The organism is Pantoea sp. Taur, assembly GCF_009830025.1.
In the GTDB taxonomy this organism is placed as follows: Bacteria; Pseudomonadota; Gammaproteobacteria; order Enterobacterales; family Enterobacteriaceae; genus Pantoea; species Pantoea communis.
Genome location: NZ_SZZZ01000008.1, coordinates 100,123 through 121,320 on the forward strand (window position 1 = coordinate 100,123; position 21,198 = coordinate 121,320).

The 21,198-nt window shown below is 53.4% G+C and carries 20 protein-coding genes; 13 read left to right on the forward strand and 7 right to left on the reverse strand.

Translation table 11 applies throughout. From position 1 onward, the window contains the following. Positions 1-53 precede the first annotated feature (53 nt). Positions 54-2,150, forward strand: coding sequence for a RecQ family ATP-dependent DNA helicase (locus FD744_RS12985; protein WP_160868419.1), 2,097 nt, complete (start codon positions 54-56; stop codon positions 2,148-2,150). Next, positions 2,150-3,379, forward strand: coding sequence for a DNA-processing protein DprA (locus tag FD744_RS12990; protein ID WP_160868420.1), 1,230 nt, complete (start codon positions 2,150-2,152; stop codon positions 3,377-3,379). The genes FD744_RS12985 and FD744_RS12990 overlap by 1 nt, the downstream gene beginning before the upstream one ends. A gap of 55 nt (positions 3,380-3,434) precedes the next feature. Here the strand turns inward: FD744_RS12990 and FD744_RS12995 are convergent, their stop codons facing one another. After that, positions 3,435-3,962, reverse strand: coding sequence for an isochorismatase family protein (locus tag FD744_RS12995; RefSeq protein ID WP_160868421.1), 528 nt, complete (start codon positions 3,960-3,962; stop codon positions 3,435-3,437). A 124-nt stretch (positions 3,963-4,086) separates the two neighbouring features. Here FD744_RS12995 and FD744_RS13000 point away from each other — a divergent pair, with 124 nt between their 5' ends. Both FD744_RS13000 and FD744_RS13005 read left to right on the forward strand, forming a co-directional pair. Continuing rightward, positions 4,087-4,917: an AraC family transcriptional regulator gene (locus tag FD744_RS13000; RefSeq protein WP_160868422.1), complete on the forward strand. Its 831-nt coding sequence runs from the start codon at positions 4,087-4,089 to the stop codon at positions 4,915-4,917. A gap of 72 nt (positions 4,918-4,989) precedes the next feature. Next, positions 4,990-5,943 carry a DMT family transporter gene (locus tag FD744_RS13005; RefSeq protein WP_034826909.1) on the forward strand — a complete coding sequence of 318 codons (954 nt, stop codon included), beginning with the start codon at positions 4,990-4,992 and terminating at the stop codon, positions 5,941-5,943. 901 nt (positions 5,944-6,844) lie between these two features. Here the strand turns inward: FD744_RS13005 and FD744_RS13010 are convergent. Next, positions 6,845-7,240, reverse strand: a complete 396-nt coding sequence (locus tag FD744_RS13010) for a transposase (RefSeq protein WP_034826907.1) — start codon at positions 7,238-7,240, stop codon at positions 6,845-6,847. A 527-nt stretch (positions 7,241-7,767) separates the two neighbouring features. Between FD744_RS13010 and FD744_RS13015 the strand changes: the two genes are divergently transcribed. Both FD744_RS13015 and FD744_RS13020 read left to right on the forward strand, forming a co-directional pair. Then, positions 7,768-9,024, forward strand: a complete 1,257-nt coding sequence (locus tag FD744_RS13015) for a polysaccharide biosynthesis C-terminal domain-containing protein (protein ID WP_160868423.1) — start codon at positions 7,768-7,770, stop codon at positions 9,022-9,024. Positions 9,025-9,032: 8 nt separating this feature from the next. Beyond that, positions 9,033-9,983 (forward strand): ATP-grasp fold amidoligase family protein, encoded by a 951-nt coding sequence (locus FD744_RS13020; RefSeq protein WP_034826903.1) that lies wholly within the window; start codon positions 9,033-9,035, stop codon positions 9,981-9,983. Positions 9,984-10,038: 55 nt separating this feature from the next. Here FD744_RS13020 and FD744_RS13025 read toward each other — a convergent pair whose 3' ends face one another. Then, positions 10,039-10,320 (reverse strand): YjcB family protein, encoded by a 282-nt coding sequence (locus tag FD744_RS13025; protein ID WP_034826901.1) that lies wholly within the window; start codon positions 10,318-10,320, stop codon positions 10,039-10,041. Between the two features lie 252 nt (positions 10,321-10,572). Next, a complete protein-coding gene (gene soxS, locus FD744_RS13030; RefSeq protein WP_034826899.1) occupies positions 10,573-11,001 on the reverse strand; it encodes a superoxide response transcriptional regulator SoxS in 429 nt (142 codons plus the stop codon). A gap of 97 nt (positions 11,002-11,098) precedes the next feature. On the opposite strand from soxS, the gene soxR reads away from it, so the two are divergent. The 4 genes from soxR to FD744_RS13050 all read left to right on the forward strand — a co-directional run bounded on the left by soxR (position 11,099) and on the right by FD744_RS13050 (position 16,166). Next, positions 11,099-11,575 (forward strand): redox-sensitive transcriptional activator SoxR, encoded by a 477-nt coding sequence (soxR, locus tag FD744_RS13035; protein ID WP_034826898.1) that lies wholly within the window; start codon positions 11,099-11,101, stop codon positions 11,573-11,575. 44 nt (positions 11,576-11,619) lie between these two features. After that, entirely contained in the window at positions 11,620-12,282 is a 663-nt protein-coding gene (locus FD744_RS13040; protein ID WP_160868424.1) for a glutathione S-transferase family protein, read from the forward strand. Positions 12,283-13,027: 745 nt separating this feature from the next. Continuing rightward, entirely contained in the window at positions 13,028-14,377 is a 1,350-nt protein-coding gene (locus FD744_RS13045; protein ID WP_034826890.1) for an NCS2 family permease, read from the forward strand. A 139-nt stretch (positions 14,378-14,516) separates the two neighbouring features. Beyond that, entirely contained in the window at positions 14,517-16,166 is a 1,650-nt protein-coding gene (locus FD744_RS13050) for a Na+/H+ antiporter (RefSeq protein WP_160868425.1), read from the forward strand. Positions 16,167-16,196: 30 nt separating this feature from the next. Here the strand turns inward: FD744_RS13050 and FD744_RS13055 are convergent, their stop codons facing one another. Further along, positions 16,197-17,099 carry a LysR family transcriptional regulator gene (locus tag FD744_RS13055; RefSeq protein ID WP_058960088.1) on the reverse strand — a complete coding sequence of 301 codons (903 nt, stop codon included), beginning with the start codon at positions 17,097-17,099 and terminating at the stop codon, positions 16,197-16,199. Positions 17,100-17,203: 104 nt separating this feature from the next. Here FD744_RS13055 and FD744_RS13060 point away from each other — a divergent pair, with 104 nt between their 5' ends. The 3 genes from FD744_RS13060 (at position 17,204) to FD744_RS13070 (ending at position 18,983) form a co-directional block, all read left to right on the forward strand. Next, positions 17,204-17,629, forward strand: a complete 426-nt coding sequence (locus tag FD744_RS13060) for a CidA/LrgA family protein (RefSeq protein ID WP_034826883.1) — start codon at positions 17,204-17,206, stop codon at positions 17,627-17,629. Further along, positions 17,622-18,317, forward strand: a complete 696-nt coding sequence (locus FD744_RS13065; protein WP_034826881.1) for an LrgB family protein — start codon at positions 17,622-17,624, stop codon at positions 18,315-18,317. The genes FD744_RS13060 and FD744_RS13065 overlap by 8 nt, the downstream gene beginning before the upstream one ends. Positions 18,318-18,437: 120 nt before the next feature. After that, positions 18,438-18,983 (forward strand): YfaZ family outer membrane protein, encoded by a 546-nt coding sequence (locus tag FD744_RS13070; RefSeq protein ID WP_100704310.1) that lies wholly within the window; start codon positions 18,438-18,440, stop codon positions 18,981-18,983. An 83-nt stretch (positions 18,984-19,066) separates the two neighbouring features. On the opposite strand, the gene FD744_RS13075 is transcribed toward FD744_RS13070, so the two are convergent. Together FD744_RS13075 and FD744_RS13080 are read right to left on the reverse strand one after the other, a co-directional pair. Then, on the reverse strand, positions 19,067-20,719 hold the full coding sequence (locus FD744_RS13075) for a cation acetate symporter (protein ID WP_160868426.1): 1,653 nt from the start codon (positions 20,717-20,719) through the stop codon (positions 19,067-19,069). Further along, on the reverse strand, positions 20,716-21,045 hold the full coding sequence (locus tag FD744_RS13080; protein ID WP_058960089.1) for a DUF485 domain-containing protein: 330 nt from the start codon (positions 21,043-21,045) through the stop codon (positions 20,716-20,718). The genes FD744_RS13075 and FD744_RS13080 overlap by 4 nt, the downstream gene beginning before the upstream one ends. Positions 21,046-21,198: the final 153 nt, after the last annotated feature.

Genomic DNA, 21,198 nt, shown 5'->3' on the forward strand with positions numbered 1-21,198 from the left:
CTCTCAGGTTTCTCAATCAAAAGAAGGGACGCATTTCCCATCAAGGAGTGATAATGAAACAGTATCAGGCAGAAGTGTTATTAAAAACCGCACTGGCGGATGAGCAGGCTCAGTTTCGTCGTGGGCAGTGGGAAGCGATTGATGCTTTGGTCAATCATCGACAGAAATTATTGGTGGTGCAGCGCACGGGTTGGGGTAAAAGCTCCGTCTATTTTATCAGCGCCAAAATTTTTCGCGATCGCGGTATGGGTCCGACCATCATTGTTTCACCGCTACTGGCGCTGATGCGTAACCAAATTGAGTCGGCTCGTCGACTGGGTATTGTTGCTGAAACCCTCAATTCTTCGAACAGCAGTGACTGGTCTTCAGTGACACAACGGGTGCTGGACAATCAGGTCGATTGTTTACTCATCTCTCCAGAACGTCTCGCCAATGATCAATTCATCGAAACCGTACTGCAGCCGATTGCCAACCGTATCGCGCTCATGGTGATTGACGAGGCGCACTGTATCTCCGATTGGGGGCACGATTTCCGTCCTGACTATCGGCGCATTGTCAGCATCTTGCGGCAACTACCGGCGAATACGCCAGTGCTCGGCACCACCGCTACCGCCAATAATCGTGTCGTTGCAGATATACAGCAACAGATGGGCGACATCGTGATTCAGCGCGGTGAGCTGATTCGTAAAAGTCTGGCGCTGCAAACGCTCATTTTGCCGAATCAGGCCTCTCGTCTTGCCTGGCTGGCGCAGGTCATTCCCTCTCTTCCGGGAACCGGTATCGTCTATACGCTCACCGTGCGGGATGCCGAGCAGGTTGCGGCCTGGTTACGCACGCAGCACATTGATGCGCGCGCCTATCATGGCAGCGTTGAGGCCGCCGGTTTCGACAGCAGCAACGACTATCGTCAACACCTTGAGACCTTGCTGCTAACTAACCAATTGAAAGTTTTGGTGGCGACCACCGCACTGGGAATGGGATATGACAAACCTGATTTGAGCTTCGTGCTGCACTATCAGGCCTCCGCTTCCATTGTTGCTTACTACCAACAGGTAGGGCGTGCGGGACGTGGCATCGATCATGCGGTTGGCGTGTTAATGTCAGGCGGTGAAGATCGTGATATTCATCAGTTCTTCCGGCAGTCTGCGTTTCCAGCAGAAACTCAGGTATATGATATTTTGCAGGTGCTGGAGGAGAGTGATGGGTTGTCGATTCGTGATATCGAACAGCAGACCAATCTGCGGCAGGGGCAAATTGAAAAAGTGCTGAAATTGCTCAGCGTTGAGAATCCTGCTCCGGTGATTAAGGTTAAATCCCAATGGCGGAGAACGCCGGTCGCTTATCAGTTGAATCGCGAACGTATTGGGCATCTGACGCAACAGCGCGAGCAAGAGTGGCAGGAGGTGCAGCGTTATATCTCACAGCGCGGTTGCCTGATGACGTTTCTGCGATTATCGCTGGATGATGCCGACCCCGTATCCTGTGGCAAGTGTGCATGCTGTCTCGGTCGACCTTTGATTGACCCGCAGGTGGATGCGACACTGGCTCATCAGGCAGCGACTTTTCTACAGCGCGCCGAAACGGTGATTTCGCCCAAAATTCAGGTGGCTGCTCAGGCATTTGAAGAATACGGTTTTCGCGGCAATTTACCCGCCACTCTGCGCGCGCAGGAAGGTCGGGTACTTTCGCGCTGGGGAGATGCCGGATGGGGATCTCGCGTAGTGGCCGAGAAAGCAGCCGGTCATTTCAGTGATGAACTGGTTGCTGCCATAGTGGAAATGATTGAACAGCGCTGGCAGCCAGCACCTGCGCCACAGTGGGTTTGCTGCGTACCGTCGTTGCGTCAGCCTCAATTGGTAGTGGATTTTGCCCGCCGATTGGCAGAGCGACTCGGCTTACCCTTTGTCGATGCACTGCAAAAAGTGAAAGATAACCCTCGGCAGCGTCTGCAAAATAATCGCTTCCATCAATGTCGTAATCTGGATGGCGCATTTGCCACCAGCGCTAATCTGCCAGCCACTGCCGTGTTACTGGTAGACGATATTGTCGATTCAGGCTGGACGATGGCAGTGACTGCAGCCCTGCTTCAGCAAGCGGGTAGCGGCATTGTCTATCCACTGGCGCTGGCAACCTCAACGGTGAAAGAGTGATGAATTTATCTCCTGTTGCACAGGCAACGCTTTTGTTAACCAGCGACTTCTCGCGCCAGAGTGAGGATGAGGTGAAGCCGCTAGGTAATGCTGAATGGGGACGATTCGCCCTGTGGCTGAAACAACAATCTGCAACGCCCGCCGATCTGCTCGGCTCTGGTGCTGATGTCATGCTAGCCGCCTGGGTTGATTCACATATCACGCGCGAGCGTATTGAAGCGCTACTGAGCCGTGGACATAGCCTGGCGTTAGCGATTGAACGCTGGCAGCGTGCGGGGTTGTGGGTGTTAACACGTTCTGACGCTGAATATCCAAGGCTGCTAAAGCAACAGCTGCGTACTGACGCGCCGCCGGTGCTGTTCGGCTGTGGTGATATCACTCTGTTGAATCACCCAGGCCTTGCGGTGGTTGGGTCAAGAAATGCCAGCGAGCGGGATTTAACGTTCAGCCGTCAGGTTGCGGCAAGAATTGCTTCTGCGAATATAAATCTGATTTCGGGTGGTGCACGAGGCATTGATGAAGCCGCGATGCTGGGCGCTTTGCAACATAACGGAGCCGTCATTGGTGTCCTCAGTGATAGTCTGCTCACCGCTGCGACCAGCGCCAAATGGCGTAAGGGGCTAATGGCAGGAAAGTTATTGCTGCTTTCGCCTTTCTATCCGGAAGCAGGCTTTACTGTGGGTCATGCGATGGCGCGCAATCGATATGTTTATTGCCTGGCGAAGAGTGCGTTGGTCGTACACGCGGGTCACAAGGGTGGTACGCTGGCGGGTGCGGAAGAGAATCTGCGCAAGAAATGGGTACCGTTGTGGGTTAAGCCGACCGACGATGTACAGGCCAGCAACGCCCAACTGGTCACACAGGGTGGGCAATGGTGCGCTGCTCACCCCGATGGCATTGATGTTGCGCAATGGATGACGACTCACCGTCATCAGCCTTACCAGCAGGATGATCTATTGAGCGGCGCATGGCACACGATGCCCGACAAGATCGCGGATGCTAATGTGGCTCAGGAACCAGAAGGAATCTGGCATCCATCCGATTTTTACCTGATTTTTCAGGCGCAATTGCCTGCACTGGCCGCCTATCCGGTCACGATTGAAGATCTGGGCTTGCGAACCGGTCTGCATCAGATTCAGCTGACTGAATGGTTGCAGCGTGCGGAGCATGAGGGGCTGATTGAACAGCTGTCAGGATCAAACCGTTATCAATGGAAGCGTAAAATCTAGCTGCTGAATGCCGCCCATAATGGAAGCCGGACAATTCTGCCCGGCAAAGTGACTGCTAATGCGGTCGCCACTCCCGCAAAATCACCTCAGTATCGCGCACTAACACCGGGTTGCCCGGCAGAATCAAATCCGCCCAGATTTCATTGTGCTGATTAATCTGCTGTTGTGCGGAAACGTAAGTCCGATCGGCGGTGGTATGCGCATCGGCGGCAACGGTGATGTGATAACCCAGGCTGGCACCTACCTTGATGGTGGTATCCACGCAGTAATCGGTCGCGCAGCCGCAAATCACAAAGCTTTCAATGCCATGCTGATCAAGCTGAGCCGCCAGGTCGGTTTGCCAGAAGCTGTCGCAGGCGGTCTTATTAACGTAGATCGCATTGGCAGGCTGTTCCAATTCCGGCACAATCTGCCAGCCTTCGCTATTCACTTCCAGGCCTGGCCCAACGTGCTGGATAAAAATCACCTGATCGGCCGCTGCCGTCAGTTGATTGATGCGTTGACAACGCCCGTCACGATCGAAACGTGGCGAAGCCAGCACGCCGTTTTGCATATCCACTACCACGACAACCCGATTAGCCATCACTGCCTCCTTTGTATAGTGGATGACAGTATCGCGATTGTTACGCATGCAGGTAAAGCAAATCTGTTTTGCATTTCAGCTCGCCGCCGCGCATGCTAATTAACCTGTTTTTAGGAGGTGTGACGTGAAGGTGGTTCCGGAAATCTTTCCTGATAAGTGCGATCAGGCGCAGTTCCAGCATTTTGCTGAACTGCCGGGTATCGAGCTGTATCAGGCGCACATCTCGCGTTACGCTTTTGAGCCGCATACCCATGAAGCCTTCGGTATCGGCACCATTGAATCGGGTGCACAGCGTTTTCGCTACCGCGGCACGCACTATACGGCACCGCAGCATTCACTGGTGATGATGAACCCTGATGAATTGCACACCGGGGAATCGGCCTGTGATGAGGGCTGGCGTTATCGCATGATCTATATTGATCCGCAGGAGATGGATCGCCTGACCGGCGATCGTCACTGGTGGTTTAGTGAAGCGCTGCGTACAGACGCCCGTCTGGCACAGCCGTTTTCCCAGCGACTGGCGCAGATGTGGCAGGCCACCAGCGCGCTGGAACGCGAGAGTCTGTTGCTGGAACTGCTGGAGCTATTACGCCCGCTGGCACATCAGGGAAAATCCCGACCCGAAGAGGGCGCCCATCGCTTTGATGCGGTAAAAACCTATTTGCGTGAAAACCTGGCGGAGCCGGTTCGTCTTGATGAGCTGGCTGCCCTGGCGTCTTTGTCGCCGTGGCATTTTCTCCGCAGTTTTAAACACCACTTCCATGTCACGCCACATCAGATGCTGATGGCCTTTCGTCTGTTTGATGCCAAGCAACGTTTGGGGAGGGGGGAAAGTGCAGCTTCGGTGGCGGCCGCCGTTGGATTGACCGATCAGGCACACCTCACGCGCGCTTTTGCCCATCGCTATGGCATCACACCAGGGCGTTATCAAAAGCAAGTTTTCCTCTCACGTTAACCGCAATCTGCTACAAGCCTTTATTATCCGGTTACGCCACACTGCGACGGAAAAGTGATAAAGGAAAAGAGAATGTTTGCAGGAATCGTGTTTGCACTTGCCGCAGGATTAATGTGGGGGCTCATTTTTGTGGGACCGCTGCTGATACCTGACTATCCGGGGACCTTACAATCGGCCGGACGATACGTGGCTTTTGGGCTGGTGGTATTACCGCTGGCATGGCTGGATCGCCGCCGTCTGAAACAGCTGGCACGTAAAGATTGGCTGGAAGCGCTGAAATTGTCGCTGGTCGGTAATCTGCTCTATTACGCCTGCCTCGCCAGTGCTATCCAGCGCACCGGTGCGCCTATCTCGACCATGATAATTGGCACTTTGCCGGTGGTCATCACTGTGACGGCCAACCTCTGCTACGGCCATCTTGAAGGGCGACTTTCCTGGCGTAAACTCTTTCCGGCGCTACTGATTATTGCTGCTGGCCTGGGCTGCGTGAATGCCGCTGAGATGCAAATGCAGGGGCCGGAATTTGACTGGTCGCGCTACCTGACAGGGCTGTTACTGGCGATTTTAGCGGTCGCCTGCTGGACCTGGTATCCGCTGCGCAATGGCATCTGGCTGCGCGCGCATCCACAGCATAAAGCCGGTAGCTGGGCAACGGCACAAGGGTTGGTGACCTTACCGCTGGCGCTGGTGTTCTATTTATTCGTGTGCGGTCAGCTTTACTGGCAGCAGCCTGAGTTCGCTCTGCCATTTGGCCCACAGCCCACGCGTTTTCTCCTCATCATGCTGGCGATTGGGCTGATATGTTCATGGTTAGGCACGCTATGCTGGAATGCGGCCAGCCAGCGTGTGCCAACGGTCATCATGGGGCCGCTGATTGTGTTCGAAACGCTGGCGGGTCTGCTGTGGACCTTCCTCTGGCGACAGAGCTGGCCGCCGCTGCTCACTGGCATCGGTATTGGCTGTCTCATCGTTGGCGTAATCTATGCGATGCGTATTAAACCGCAGCCGAAAGTCAGTGCGGTCTGAGGTGAATTTTTGGTTGCTGGGCAGGGTGCTCAGCAGCTCTTTCTCTAGTGTTTTTAGGAATTTGCCCCCTCCGTTTTACGTCTCTCTTCGCCGTTTTTATCTCCAGTCTCTCATGCGATATAACTTTTCTTCGCTTTACCCTGCCTGTTTTTCCCCCGCTTTGTCATAACCCGGGCTGCATCCTGAAGGTTTCTCCGTTCACTCAACCGTGGGAAAACAGGATGAAAGGCCTCGGGAAGGGTAAAGAACAGGCGCTGGAAGGGGCTAAAAATGTGTTCTATCTGCATTTTTATTGCGATTTGGCACTGAAAATCACCGCTTTGAGCCACGATTTTCTCAAGATGCCGCTCAGGTGTTGAGAAACATCCGCTGAATTCGCACAAAAAAATGATTAAACACAGCGATGAATTACCGGGGGATATTTCCCATAAGTCGCCATTTTTTACTGTTATTGTTTAGGCTTGATAACGTTTCTAATCCGGATCAATCCTGGTGAGGTTATCCACTTATCGCTCCGACTAAATGCCTCCCAGTGATCGTCACATAATGTGATAGGTCCAATTAAAAAGAGAGGGTGTGTGCGACTGATTACATGCCGTTGTTCATGACTGCTTAACAGATTTATCTGTATTCAGTCCTGATCATTAATATCAGTTAAGTAATAAAACGAAGCACCAATCTCACCGTAATGAGATTGGGCTGCGTCTAAAAGGCTTGAATAGCGAGACTTTTGCTGATGTGAATCAATTTTACCGCAAAAAAGGAAGCAAATCCGCGATGATATTCATCAGGAAAAAATGGTGCGAATTGTTATGTTACGAACGCCGAATTAAATGATCTTCATCTCTTCTGGTAAGAACAAATCTCAGCATTAAGTCAAATAACAACGGTCTTAATGGTGTTAACGATTATCGGAGCCTGAAGGATAGTGGTAAACACTGCGGCTAATATCCAGCAAGCGGCAGCTGCGACGCGTTCCAATGTCGAAGGTGGTTTGCAGGAAGTTAACAGCTTGCCGCTTCTCATTTGTGGTGAAGAAGTTTTTCAGCACGCTTTGCAGCATCTCTTTGTCGGAACTCAGTGACTGCAGCTCACGGGTAAGGTTTTGTAGTTTATCCTCCAAGTCTTTGATTTTTCTGCCTTCTTCTGAGGAAAGCCCAGAAAACTTTTTCTTCCAGCTGTAGAAGGTGGCCTCGGAAATGCCAAGCTCTTCACAAATCTCCCTGACTTTCACTCCCGTTTCAGAAGCTTTAATGGCATTTGTGATTTGCTCTTCGCTATATCGTGACTTTCTCATAAATGCTCTTACCTTTCTTATCAATTAGTGGATGAGAATTACTGTATTAATATCTGGTACTGCAAAAAGAGTATTAATGCAGTATTAAAGTGCGCGATTAGAATTGCGAGGTTTAAATTAAGTTATTTGGAATAAATATCATCATGGGATAAATCTTATTTTATTCTGAATGCCATTGAACGCCTTCCTGGCTTTGGGTTTTTGATATAGATTCATTTCATCCCAAATGCAGAAAAATACTACAATCATTGGAAATACGGCATAACCTGTTTGTGAAAATCACAGGGTGTGCCAGTAAACCTTTGCTTCGAATTTAGGCTGAAATCGTTTACATCCGCAGAGTTTCGCACCAGGTTTAATCGGAATTTTCCTGAATTCATTCAAAGTATCCTGACGGGAGTCTCATTTTTCGGACCAGTTTGGTTTGAAGTTATTAATTTCAGTCAGGCCCACTGAGCGCTTGTTAATTCATTTCAAGGACGTTGTACCGAAAGGCAGTTGCTGTAAGTAATACTAAGGATCAGTCGATGAAATTGAGCGTAATGTCTAATGCCGCCTGGATGATGTCTGAGAAGATCGTCTCGGTGTTCGGCGTCATATTTGTGACCTCCTACGTGGCTAAGTCATTTGGCCCGACCATCTTCGGTCAGATGGCGTTTTCAACCTCGTTGTTTTCGATGGTGCAGACAGTAGCGATTTTCGGTACCGAAACCATCCTGTTCAAACGCATCAGCAAGAGCGCGCCGAAAGGGCTGCGGTTGATGGCGGTGGCGCGCACCTTGCGGTTGGTCTTATTACTGCTGACCTCCATCCCGGTGTTGATTTGGGTGTGGTACAACATGCAGGAAAATTTCCTCGCATTTGCCCTGGCCTCGTTTATCTCTTCCGTATTTGTGACGCAGGATACGTTCAGCGTCTATAACAACGCGCGGCTGGCTTCCCGGCTTAACACGGTGGCTAACTCGGTCGGTCTGCTATTGGGCTTTATCCTGAGTTTCACCATTGCCTGGCTGCACCTCAATCCCTTGTGGCTGACGCTGTCGATTGTGCTGGTCACGCTGGTGCCGTACGTCATTAAACGGTCTAACTTTTACCGCGAAAACCAGGACATGGCGCCACCGCAGGAGAAGCGCAATACCTACCTGCGTTATCTGCTGTACGCCGGTTTACCGTTGGCAATTTCCAGCATCTTCATTTCCGTGCAGGTTAAGGCGGCCCAGATGTTTCTGGCGGGTATAGCCTCCGCTCGCGATCTCGGCCTGTTTGCTGCCGCCAATACCATTTCGGCGTCCTGGATATTCATTCCGGTTGCCATCATCACTTCCTGCTTCTCGGAGATCTTCCGGGAGCGCGGAGCAGCCGCCATCAAGCTCACTGCGCGGCTGAACGGCTATGTCATGGGTGTTTCATTGTTGTTGTTAGCGGTGATCGCGCTGTATGGCGAGCAAATCATCATCGCTTTGTATGGTCACGAGTACACACAGTCAGGGAGTCTCATTACGTTACTGTCGTTAGCAACCTGCTTTTCGGCAATGGGGACCGTAGCGTATCGCTACATGGTGAAAGAGGGCGGATTTAACTATCTGCTGAAGAAGATCATCTGCCTGATGGTGATCAGTCTGCCGCTGTCGTGGTGGCTGATCCAGGGCTACGGCATCATGGGTGCCGCCTGGAGCGTCTTCATCTCTGAACTTCTGTCCCTCACCGTAATGAATTACTTCTTCAATAACGGCGTCATTCAGAAGATTCAAGTTTCCTCACTCAACTACAAAACCTACAAATGAGGTCCGATATGCTCAAGTTGAAAGATGAACTCAGAAGAAGTGTCCAGTACTTCATCAAGAAGATGCCCTGGGCTTACCAGGACCGCATCTATTACTTTCATAAATTCCGCAAACTGCCCAATTTGCGTCAACCGAAAGTGTTTAATGAGAAGGTGCTGTACCGGAAATTCGTTTTTGGCGATTACCAAATCTATGGCCGCCTGTCGGATAAATATTCGGTGCGCGAATACATCGCCGAGAAAGTGGGCAGCGAATACCTGATCCCACTGGTGTATGAGACCAGCGACCCGCACTCGCTGCATACGCTGCCGAGCTGGAAGAACACGGTAATTAAGCCCAATCACGGCTCCAATATGGTGGAAATTCTGCTGGAAGAGCCGGATGCGCTGAAGAAGCAGAAAATTATCAGTGACTGCCATCGCTGGTTGAAGACCGACTTTGCCAATGAAGCGCGTGAGATTCACTATCGCTACATCAAGCCGCGTATCCTGGTGGAGCAGTACATTGGTGATGGCAAAACCGCGCCGATTGATTATAAGTTTCACATGTTCAATAAGCGTGACGGCAGCTTTGAATATGTGCTGCAGGTGATTTACAACCGATGTAACCCGTTACTGTCGATGAATTTTTATGTGAACAACCTCAATGAGGCGTACCACAAAATTCGCGATACCGGGCTGGATGTGAATCCACAAATGGCGCAGTTACAGCACGCATTAGCGCTGAGTAAAACCCTGGCGAGCGATTTTGATTATGTGCGTGTGGACTGGTATATCGATGGTGATCGGATTTACTTTGGCGAGCTGACGTTTACGCCAGGTGCCGGGTTGGTAACCGGGTTGGACCGTGGATTAAACCAGATGATGGGTGATATGTGGATTCAAGACCGCCGCGGTACGCAGATACCGGGTGTGACGGTGCCGGAAGTCGCTATTCCAGCTGTACTGAAGAAAATTTGAGTATCACACAGCAAAATAAAAAACCCCGCTTAGCGGGGTTTTTTATTGGCTGCGATTAAGGCATCGGCCAATCAGCAGGCGTCTGGCTCATCACTTCAACGAAGGCGTTTTTGGAGATTTCCATGAAGTTGTGCAGATTTTCCATGCTCAGGGTAATGCCGAGCAGGCCGGTAACGAACCAGCATGACATGCCTACACCAATACCGCCGCACATCAGTGCCATCACGTGGTGACTGTTCTGACGCAGTTTAATTTTCATGGTGCTGGCAAAGAACATCATGATGGCGCTGAGCAGCTCCCAACGCATGACGATTAAACTGGTGGTTAACGTAGCCATCTGCAAAAACCTCTTCAAATCAGTAATATCCCTGACATTGATTGGACATCACTGGCGGCAAAGAAGGAGGGTCAGGGAGGCCCTTCTGGCCGTCTTACGCGGGGGTAAATCTGTGACTTGGGTCACATTATATCACCCGATTTGAAAGTTTGAACAAAATTTATACCTGGTATGGTAGAAAGATTTTTATCGAAGCGGGAGAGATGGCAGAGGCAAAGCGGGAAGGTGCGCCCGTGAAGGGCGCGCAGAATGTCACTGAACCGGGCAGCACTCGCCGGTTGTGCGCTGGGCAAAGCTGTTCATATTTTCACTGCAATCGAAACTCAGCAGACGCGGACGCTGAATCATCGCCTGACGGCGCATGGTGTGACGATAGGCGGTCGGCGTCTGGGAAAACTGACGGCGGAACACGCGCGAAAAAGTTTGCTGTGAATCGTAACCGTATTGCATCGCGATATCGAACACTGGACGCTGAGTCTGGCGTAACGCTTCAGCGGCCAGAGTCAGGCGGCGCTCACGAATATAGCCACCCAGCGTTTGTTTCGTCACGGTACGGAACATACGCTGCAGGTGCCATTTTGAGTAGCCGGATTTTGCTGCCACTTCGTCGATCGACAGGGCCTTATCCAGATTTTCATCGATCCAGTGTGTCAGTGAATGAATGATTTCCTGTTGCATCATAGCCTCATCCTTCTGAAAGGTTTATCGGGTTTGAAATTCGAAGTTTTGATGGGGTGCGAGTATAATTCCTCAAGTTAACTTGAGGTAAAGGCCCTAAATGAAAAAAGAACGCAATTACCCAAAACCGGTGTTAACGCCGGGTGAAGTGGCGAAACGTAGCGGCGTGGCCGTTTCCGCGCTGCACTTTTATGAAACCAAAGGTTTAATTTTCAGTTCGCGCAATGGCGGCAATCAACGGCGTTACAGCCGCGATGTGCTGCGCCGTGTGGCGATTATCAAGATTGCGCAGCGCATCGGTATTCCGCTGGCCACTGTCAGCGACAGTTTGATGCATGTACCAGCCAACAAGCGTATGTCGACGCAGGAGTGGGATGCGCTGACGCAGCACTGGCGTGAAGAGCTGGATAAGCGTATCGAAACCCTGACGCGTCTGCGCAACGATTTGGACGGGTGTATTGGCTGTGGCTGCTTATCGATGCGCGATTGTCCACTGCGCAATCCCGGTGACCGTCTGGCACAGCAAGGTTCGGGGGCGGTGTTACTCGATCCTGAGCAAGACGAGCACAAAGGTTAATCCGCTATACTTGCCGGGAGACTTTTACCGGCAAGGAAAACCGCATGATTACCGTTCACCATCTGGAAAATTCCCGTTCGCATCGCGTGTTGTGGCTGCTGGAAGAGCTGTCGGTGCCGTATCAAATTAAACGTTATCAGCGCGAGGAGACGCTGCTGGCGCCAGAGTCATTAAAGAAAATTCACCCGTTGGGGAAGTCGCCGGTGATTACCGATGGCAATCGGGTTATCGCCGAGTCAGGGGCGATTCTGGCGTATCTGCAGCAGAAATATGACAGCGAGCATTTGTTCGCCATCACGGATGAGGATGAACAGATTCAGGCGAGTTACTGGCTGCATTACGCAGAAGGGTCGCTGATGCCATTGCTGGTGATGAAGCTGGTGTTTGGGAAACTCGGGAAGAAGCCGGTGCCGTGGATTTTACGTCCGGCAGGCGTGGCGTTGAGCAAAGGGATTCAGAAGGCCTGGCTGAACAAGCAGCTAAAACTGCACAGTGGCGTGATTGAGCAGCATCTTAGCCAGCATCGTTATTTCGCCGGGTCACGGTTTAGCATCGCCGATGTGCAGATGAGTTTCCCGCTGCTGGCGTTGCAAGTGCGGGGATCGTTGAAAGAGATGCCGGCCACCGCACGCTGGCTGGAATCGATGCAGCAACGTGCTGCCTGGCAACGCGCGATTGAGCAGGGCGGGGCGATTACGTTTAGTTAGTTTGTCGCTGCAGTGCTGTGGGTTGGTAGCTATGAGTTGGGTACTATAGGTTGAGTGCTGTGGGTTAGTCGTTGTGGGTTGGGTGCTGTGGATTATCGCTGTGAGTTGGGTGCCATGCCCATCAAAGGCCCGCCCGATCGCAAAGGAATAACGCATCCATGCAGATCGGCCGCGCCGTCCATGGCGCGGACGCTTTGCTCTTCGAGCGGGCCTTTGCTGGGCCTCAAGTTGGTCATCGCTTCAACTCGCAGCAACCTCATACCTTTGGTGCCGTTGGTGAGAATATTATGCGATGAATGGAATAGGTCGCGATTTTCCATACATTCATCGCATGGACGCTTTGCTCTTCGGGCGGGCCTTTGCTGGGCCTCAAGTTAATTATCGCTTCATGAGGCATCCACCTCTTACCATCGGTGCAGTTGGGGAGGAAAAACTGTGCGATGAATGAAAAATATCGATATTTTCCAGCCAGTTCCGACCCCTTAAGTTTCGCCAAAAGCAGTGTAACCACATTGTTAACCCGCGCCAGTCTGCGCTTTATCCTGCCTGATAATCGATTAGTAGTTGAAAACCCCATAGCAAACGCCAGATAATCGTTTGCCTTTTTCCGTGTCCCCCTTTTACGACCTGGAATACGCGGCCACGTAAACGTTTGCCTCTTTTCTCTTTGAGAACCTTCACCAGGATGATGCGCAAACGCGGGCCGTGGGGCTCATTACATCTTAAAAAACGCAGAGGATTTACTATGTCTGGCGACTCACGCCCGGCCAGTGGAAAACTGGACGCCTGGTTCAACATCTCGGCACGCGGCAGCAGCGTGCGTCAGGAAATTTTGGCGGGGCTAACCACCTTTTTAGCCATGGTTTACTCCGTCATTGTCGTACCGGGTATGCTGGGTAAAGCCGGCTTCTCGCCGACTGCCGTGTTTGTAGCGACCTGCCTGGTCGCCAGCTTTGGTTCGATCATCATGGGATTGTGGGCCAACCTGCCCATGGCGATCGGCTGTGCGATTTCCCTGACCGCCTTCACCGCGTTTAGCCTGGTGCTGGGCCAGCACATTAGCGTCCCGGTTGCCCTTGGCGCGGTATTCCTGATGGGTTTGCTGTTCACGTTGATTTCGGTCACCGGGATTCGCGCCTGGATTTTGCGTAACCTGCCGATGGGCGTGGCGCACGGCACGGGAGTCGGTATTGGCTTGTTCCTGCTGCTGATTGCGGCCGATGGTATTGGCTTGGTTGTGAAGAACCCAGCGCCGGGCTTGCCGGTGGCACTCGGCCACTTCACCTCGTTCCCGGTGATTATGGCGCTGATCGGGCTGGCGGCCATCTTTGGTCTGGAAAAACGTCGTGTGCCAGGCGGAATTTTGCTGACCATCGTAGCTATTTCTGTGGTGGGTCTGATCTTTGATCCGGCTGTCACCTATCAGGGGCTATTCGCTATGCCGAGCCTGAAGGATGCCAACGGCCAATCCGCGATGTTTAGTCTCGATATCATGGGCGCGTTGCAGCCAGTGGTTTTACCAAGCGTGTTGGCGCTGGTGATGACCGCTGTGTTTGATGCCACCGGCACCATTCGTGCAGTGGCGGGCCAGGCGAATCTGCTGGATAAAGACGGCCAGATCATTAACGGTGGCCGCGCGTTGACCACCGACTCCGTCAGCAGTCTGTTTGCCGGTTTAGTCGGTGCTTCGCCTGCGGCGGTGTATATCGAATCTGCAGCCGGAACGGCAGCGGGCGGTAAAACTGGCCTGACAGCGATCGTTGTCGGTCTGTTGTTCTTGCTGATTCTGTTTATGTCCCCGCTGGCCTATCTGGTACCGGCCTACGCGACGGCACCAGCATTGATGTACGTTGGCCTGCTGATGCTGAGCAATGTGGCGAAGATCGATTTCAATGATTTCGTCGATGCGATGTCGGGTCTGGTGACCGCCGTGTTCATTGTGCTGACCTGCAACATCGTCACCGGTATTATGCTCGGCTTCGGCTCGTTGGTGATTGGCCGCGTGTTTGCGGGCGAATGGCGCAAATTGAACGTGGGCACCGTGGTGATTGCTGTTGCACTGGTGGCCTTCTACGCGGGTGGTTGGGCCATCTGACTTTTGAACGCGCTTATTTCCAGATAAGTCTCTTTCTGGTCCACGCCGCACGCAGGGTTGCCCCTTTGTGCGGCGTTTTGTTTTACACTTTCCTGCGCAACAACATCGCTTTAATGAAATTGATTCGCCTAAGGAAAGCATGGAAATCTTCTTTACTATTCTCATCATGACGCTGGTGGTGTCCCTCTCCGGCGTGGCGGCGCGCATATTGCCGTTCCAAATTCCCCTGCCGTTGGTGCAGATTGCCGCTGGTGCATTGCTGGCCGTGCCGAGCTTTGGCCTGCATGTCGATTTTGACCCCGAACTGTTCCTCGTGCTGTTCATTCCGCCGTTGCTGTTTGCCGATGGCTGGAAAACGCCGATTAACGAATTCCTGCACCACGGACGCGAAATCATGGGCCTGGCACTGGTGCTGGTGCTGATTACCGTGGTCGGAATTGGTTATCTGATTTACTGGCTGGTGCCGGGTATTCCGCTGATCCCTGCCTTCGCGCTGGCTGCGGTGCTGTCACCCACCGATGCCGTGGCGCTCTCCGGCATTGTCGGGGAAGGGCGTATTCCGAAAAAGATCATGTCGATTGTGCAGGGTGAAGCCCTGATGAACGACGCATCCGGCCTGGTATCACTGAAGTTTGCGGTCGCGGTGGCGATGGGCACCATGGTGTTTACCTGGGGTGGCGCCAGCGTGGAGTTCCTCAAAGTGGCGATCGGCGGTCTGGTCGCGGGTGTGGCGGTATGCTGGCTATATGGCCGCTCGCTGCGTCTGCTGAGCCGCTGGAGCGGTGACGATCCGGCGACGCAAACCGTGCTACTGCTGCTGCTGCCTTTCGCCTCTTATCTGATTGCTGAGCATCTGGGCGTGTCAGGTATCCTCGCGGCAGTTGCGGCGGGTATGACCATCACGCGCTCTGGCATTATCCGCCAGGCACCGCTGGCGATGCGTTTACGTGCGAATAGCGTATGGCAGATGCTGGAGTTTGTGTTTAACGGCATGGTGTTCCTGATGCTGGGCCTGCAACTGCCGGGCATTCTGGAAACTTCCGTCGCGCAAGCCAATGCCGATCCGAACGTCGAGCTGTGGATGCTGTTCACCGATGTTGCCCTGGTGTATGTCGCCTTGATGATTGTGCGCTTTGGCTGGTTGTGGATGATGCAACGTGCCAGTTTGCGTTTCCTGAAGAAGAAGCCGCTGGAATTCTCTAACTACTCTTTCCGCGAGCTGCTCATCGCCTCTTTTGCCGGTGTGCGTGGTGCCATTACGCTGGCCGGTGTGCTGTCGATTCCGCTGTTCCTTAGCAATGGCGAACCGTTCCCAGCGCGCTATGAGCTGGTGTTCATTGCCACCGGCGTGATTCTGTTCTCGCTGTTTGTCGGGGTGATTCTGCTGCCGATATTGTTACGCGGTATGGAAAGCACCGATAAATCGGGACATCGCCGTGAAATCCAGCATGCGCGTGCGGCAATGGCCAATGTGGCGATTGAGAGCCTGCACAAAATGGAGCAGCGGCTGGAAAACGATGCGGAAGAGAATATCGATCCGGAGCTGTTAAAAGAGGTCAGTTTACGCGTGATTGGCAATTTGCGCCGCCGCGTGGTGGGCAAAGATGAGGTGGATCAGGCGTTGTTTGCCGAAAACCTGGAGCGTCGTTTCCGCCTCAATGCCCTGCGTGCCGAGCGCGCCGAGGTTTACCATCTGCGCGCGACGCAGGAGATCTCCAACGAGACGATGCAGAAACTGTTGCGCGATCTCGACCTGCTGGAAGCGTTGCTGATTGAGAAAGAGGAGTAAGCACAGCTCAACAGCTGGCATATAGCGCCGCTACACCGATAACCGTGGCGGCGCGTCCGGCCAGTGCTCGCGGCAGCAATCGATCCACGCCTGCGCACTGCGCGACAGATAGCTGCCTTCGCGCCAGATCAAACCCAGACTCCACTGCAACTCCGATTCCAGTGGCAACCACAGCAGCGATTGCTTATCCAGCCGCTGGCAAATCGGCTCGGGTAAAATTGCCAGCCCCATTTCGGCTTGTACCATTGCTGCCAGGAAATCCCACTGCGCACTGCGCACCGCAATCTCCGGCGTCAGTCCCTGACGCTGAAATGCCTTCATCAACTGACGATTAAGCGAGAACTCTTCATTCAGGATCAGCAGTGGATGAGCCGCCAGTTCCTTGAGACCCAGGCTGCTGCGATTGAGCCACTGCGCGCTGCGCGGCAGCAGCACGCACAAAGGATGACGCATCAGTTCCAGCGTATTGAGCGGCAAATCCGCATCGACCGGCAGCGCAGTGAGGGCGATATCCAGCCCGCCGTTCAGCACGGCCTGCTGCACCGTTAAGCCGCCGGATTCGACAATCTTCAATTGCACACCCGGATAGCGGCGGCGAAACGCGGAGATCGAACCGGCGATCTGCATCCCGACCATCGGCGGGATGCCCAGCCGCAGTTCACCGGTTTTCAATTCATTGATATCGCCAATCTGCGCTTCCAGTTGATGAAACTCCTGCAGAATCGCCAGCCCGCGTTGATACACCGCCTGACCGCTGTCGGTGAGATGCAGCTTGCGGCCCTCACGCAGTAGCAGCGTGCAGCCGAGTTCTTCCTCTAACTGGCGCAGCATTTTGCTGATGGTCGGCTGCGTGACAAACAGCTTCTCAGCGGCACGGGTGAAACTTTGCTGGCGTACCACCTCGGTGAAATAGCGTAGGGCGCGGACGTCCATAAAGCATTCCTTTTTGGCATAGTTTGAATAATTTTAATTCATTTCTTTCACAGTTTGACGCGGATTTATACTAAGCCCAACGTTTAATTCTGGGGAGAAGGAAAATGGCGCTTGCATTGAGTCCGCGCAGAACGGACATCCTGCAACGTGTTTTTGTGCCATTGCAGTTGGTGCTGTATATCGGCCTGTTTATGGCCAGCGACAAACTGGTGAGCTGGCTGCATTTGCCGCTGCCTGCCAATGTGGTGGGAATGGTACTGCTGTTGCTATTGATCATGACACGCGTGGTGCCGCTGCGTTGGGTGAAAGCCGGGGCCAACTGGCTGCTGGCGGAAATGCTGCTGTTCTTTATTCCTGCGGTGGTGGCGGTGGTCAATTATAGCGATCTGCTGCGCAGCGAGGGCTGGCGTATCTGTGTGGTGATTGCGGTGAGTACTTTGTTAGTGCTGGCGGCGACCTCGCTGGTGGTGGATCGTCTGTACCGTTTTGAACTGGCGCGTGCGGCGCGTAAGCAGGCGCATCATGGCTGATTTCATCATTAGCCTGCTGTGTCTGGCGCTGACGCTGCTGGTCTATTACGTCAACAAACGTCTCTATCGCCGCAAACAGACATTGCTGCTGATGCCGCTGGTAATGACGCCGGTGGTACTGGTGGCGCTGCTACTGCTGACACACGTCAGTTGGAAAGATTACATCGCGGAAAGCCACTGGCTTATCTGGCTGCTGGGCCCGGCAACGCTGGCGTTTGCCGTGCCAGTTTATGAAAACCTGGAGATCATCAAGCGCCACTGGTTATCGCTGAGTGTCGGCGTGTTAACCGCCACGCTAGTGGCGGTGTGCAGTTCGGTATGGCTGGCGCGACTGCTGATGCTGCCGGAAACCATCCAGCGCAGCCTCGCGGTGCGCTCGATTACTACGCCATTTGCACTGGCGGCTGCACTGCCGATTGGCGGCCAGCCGGATTTGGTGGCGCTGTTTGTGGTGATAACCGGGGTGTTTGGCATGGCAGTAGGCGATGTGCTGTTTCTGCGTATTGCCATCAAGCAGGGCGTGGCAAAAGGCGCGGGTTTTGGTGCCGCGTCGCACGGTGCGGGAACGGCTCGCGCTTATCAATTAGGTCAGCAAGAGGGCGTGGTATCGAGCCTGGTAATGATGCTGTCAGGCGTGGTGACGGTGATTCTGGCACCGCTGTTGAGCCACTTGTTATGGGCGGCCTGATGGTCGCTTTTTGCGCACTGTCATCGATTTTTACGTAAAGGTTTCCAAATAAAGTTGTCTCCTACTGCCAGGCTGTTACCCTTTGCGCCGACTTATTTGTCCTTCATGGAGTGGAATCATATGTTTAAGCAACTTGTTACTGGAAGCGTATTGGGTCTGGCACTGCTGAGCAGCGGCGCGCAGGCAATTGAGGGCAGTGTTGACGTGGGTGAGCATAGCACCAACCTGAACCTTGGCCTCGGCACAACTTCTCCTGGCCTGTTCCTGAAAGGCAACTGGCTGCGCAGCGATCACGATGGCAGCACCTACGGTTTAGGCGCGGGTTATAACATCGATCTGGGTGATTTCCGCATTGCTCCTACCGCTAAAGCACTGTTCACCCACCCGGAAGATGGTCGTGATGGCTTCACCGTGGCTGTAGGTGCCGGTGCACAGTACAACTTCAACAGCATGTGGGGCCTGTACGGCGAATACTACTACGCGCCGGAAGCGTTCTCCGATCGTCTGGATAGCTACACCGAAGCGTCTGGTGGTCTGAGCTTCACCCCGATTTCACTGCTGAACCTGCGTGTGGGTTATCAGTACATCGAGCTGAACAACAAAGGCGATCGCAAAGACAACGTGCTGGTCGATGGCCCATACGTGGGCGCGTCACTGCGTTTTTAATGATGAAACCCGATGCACCTGATGGCGCGTCGGATTCATCATCGCACAAATTGAATGCCGCCCATTTGGGCGGCATTTTTTGTTTAGTGCGCTTTGCCCTGCGAAATGCCTACGCCCGTTTGTGAACGAATAAACTGACCACGGAATTTAGCCCGCTCTTCAGCACCCTGTCTGGAGTGATCGGTAATCGAGAACAGCCAGGTACCGATAAACGCTGCCGCCATTGAGAACAGCGCCGGATACTCATACGGATAGACCGGCGTAGCATGCCCCAGCACCTGCACCCAGATGGTCGGCCCGAGGATCATCAACACAACCGCCGTAATCAATCCCAGCCAACCGCCAATCATCGCGCCGCGCGTGGTCAGCTTCGACCAGTACATTGAGAGCAAAATAATCGGGAAGTTACAGCTGGCCGCAATCGAGAACGCCAGTCCGACCATAAAGGCGATGTTCTGTTTCTCAAACGCGATACCCAACACAATCGCCACCACGCCAAGAATCAGCACGGTAATTTTCGACACCCGCAGCTCATCACGCTCAGTCGCCTGACCTTTGCGAATCACGCTGGCATACAGGTCATGAGAAACCGCAGAAGCACCGGCCAGCGTCAGCCCGGCAACAACGGCCAGGATCGTGGCGAAAGCCACCGCCGAGATAAAGCCAAGGAACAGGCTGCCGCCCACCGCATTCGCCAGATGCACCGCCGCCATATTGGTGCCACCAATCAGCGCGCCAGAAGCATCTTTGAAGGCTGGATTTGCGCCGACCAGCAGAATCGCGCCAAAACCAATGATAAAGGTGAGGAAGTAGAAATAGCCCATAAAGCCGGTGGCCCAGAACACGCTCTTACGCGCTTCACGTGCATCCGCCACGGTAAAGAAGCGCATCAGAATATGCGGTAAGCCAGCGGTGCCGAACATCAATCCAAGACCAAGAGACAGTGCCGATATCGGATCTTTCACCAGACCGCCCGGTTGCATAATCGCGGCACCTTTCGGATGGACCGCCATCGCTTCGGTAAACAGCGTGTTGAAGCTGAAGCCGATGGCTTTCATTACCATAATCGCCATAAAGCTGGCCCCAAACAGCAGCAGCACGGCTTTGATAATCTGTACCCATGTCGTGGCCAGCATGCCGCCAAACAGCACATACATCACCATCAAAATCCCCACCAGTACCACGGCGATATGATAATCGAGGCCAAACAGTAACTGGATGAGTTTGCCCGCACCCACCATTTGCGCTATCAAATACAGCGCCACGACGACCAGCGAGCCACAGGCCGACAGGGTACGAATCGGTTTTTGCTGCAGGCGATATGACGCCACATCGGCAAAGGTATAGCGCCCGAGGTTACGTAAGCGCTCCGCAATGAGGAACAAAATCATCGGCCAGCCGACCAGGAAGCCGAGCGAGTAGATCAACCCATCGTAGCCCGAGGTGTAAACCAGCGCCGATATCCCGAGGAACGAGGCCGCAGACATAAAGTCACCCGCCATCGCCAGACCATTCTGGAAGCCGGTAATATTGCCGCCCGCCGTGTAGTAATCGCTACGTGAACGGGTGCGTTTGGAGGCCCAATAGGTGATGCCGAGCGTCGCCGCCACAAACACCACAAACATGATGATGGCTTCGTAGTTGGTGGCCTGTTTTTGCACTGCGCCGGTAATGGCATCGGCGGCAAACACGCTGGCAGGCACTATCGCTAACAAGGCTGAGAACAGGCGCTTCATGATTTCACCTCGCTCAGGATCTGTTTGGTCAGGCGATCAAACTCGCCGTTAGCGCGCCAGACATAGACGCCAGTGAGCAGAAACGACACCACAATGAGGCCAACGCCGATGGGGATGCCGCGTGTGACATTGGTGCCTTCATGTAGCGGCGTACCGAGCCAGCCAGGGGCAAAGGCAATCAGCAAAATAAAGCCGACGTACAACACCAGCATGATGATACTGAGCAACAGCGCAAAGGACTGGCGCTTGTGCACCAGTTCCTGAAAACGCGGATTACTCTCGATTTGTTGCCAGACTGCTTCCGGTTGATTTAGGGCTTCGTTCATCACAGTTTCTCCAGAGGAAAGGCAGGCAGATATCTCACGGTTAAATGATTTAAACTGCTGAATATTCTAGTTATATAGGTTGTGCGATGGTGAAAAGCGTACGGCGTAAGGTAGGGATGACGGAGAGTAGCCTGCCGTGAACAGGCTGACACT

Excerpts from the sequence above, each read along its gene's own strand:
- FD744_RS12985 (WP_160868419.1), top strand. The coding sequence starts at position 54 with ATGAAACAGTATCAGGCAGAAGTGTTATTAAAAACCGCACTGGCGGAT.
- FD744_RS12990 (WP_160868420.1), top strand. The coding sequence starts at position 2,150 with ATGAATTTATCTCCTGTTGCACAGGCAACGCTTTTGTTAACCAGCGAC.
- FD744_RS12995 (WP_160868421.1), bottom strand. The coding sequence starts at position 3,962 with ATGGCTAATCGGGTTGTCGTGGTAGTGGATATGCAAAACGGCGTGCTG.
- FD744_RS13005 (WP_034826909.1), top strand. The coding sequence starts at position 4,990 with ATGTTTGCAGGAATCGTGTTTGCACTTGCCGCAGGATTAATGTGGGGG.
- FD744_RS13010 (WP_034826907.1), bottom strand. The coding sequence starts at position 7,240 with ATGAGAAAGTCACGATATAGCGAAGAGCAAATCACAAATGCCATTAAA.
- FD744_RS13015 (WP_160868423.1), top strand. The coding sequence starts at position 7,768 with ATGAAATTGAGCGTAATGTCTAATGCCGCCTGGATGATGTCTGAGAAG.
- FD744_RS13020 (WP_034826903.1), top strand. The coding sequence starts at position 9,033 with ATGCTCAAGTTGAAAGATGAACTCAGAAGAAGTGTCCAGTACTTCATC.
- FD744_RS13025 (WP_034826901.1), bottom strand. The coding sequence starts at position 10,320 with ATGGCTACGTTAACCACCAGTTTAATCGTCATGCGTTGGGAGCTGCTC.
- soxS (WP_034826899.1), bottom strand. The coding sequence starts at position 11,001 with ATGATGCAACAGGAAATCATTCATTCACTGACACACTGGATCGATGAA.
- soxR (WP_034826898.1), top strand. The coding sequence starts at position 11,099 with ATGAAAAAAGAACGCAATTACCCAAAACCGGTGTTAACGCCGGGTGAA.
- FD744_RS13040 (WP_160868424.1), top strand. The coding sequence starts at position 11,620 with ATGATTACCGTTCACCATCTGGAAAATTCCCGTTCGCATCGCGTGTTG.
- FD744_RS13045 (WP_034826890.1), top strand. The coding sequence starts at position 13,028 with ATGTCTGGCGACTCACGCCCGGCCAGTGGAAAACTGGACGCCTGGTTC.
- FD744_RS13050 (WP_160868425.1), top strand. The coding sequence starts at position 14,517 with ATGGAAATCTTCTTTACTATTCTCATCATGACGCTGGTGGTGTCCCTC.
- FD744_RS13055 (WP_058960088.1), bottom strand. The coding sequence starts at position 17,099 with ATGGACGTCCGCGCCCTACGCTATTTCACCGAGGTGGTACGCCAGCAA.
- FD744_RS13060 (WP_034826883.1), top strand. The coding sequence starts at position 17,204 with ATGGCGCTTGCATTGAGTCCGCGCAGAACGGACATCCTGCAACGTGTT.
- FD744_RS13065 (WP_034826881.1), top strand. The coding sequence starts at position 17,622 with ATGGCTGATTTCATCATTAGCCTGCTGTGTCTGGCGCTGACGCTGCTG.
- FD744_RS13070 (WP_100704310.1), top strand. The coding sequence starts at position 18,438 with ATGTTTAAGCAACTTGTTACTGGAAGCGTATTGGGTCTGGCACTGCTG.
- FD744_RS13075 (WP_160868426.1), bottom strand. The coding sequence starts at position 20,719 with ATGAAGCGCCTGTTCTCAGCCTTGTTAGCGATAGTGCCTGCCAGCGTG.
- FD744_RS13080 (WP_058960089.1), bottom strand. The coding sequence starts at position 21,045 with ATGAACGAAGCCCTAAATCAACCGGAAGCAGTCTGGCAACAAATCGAG.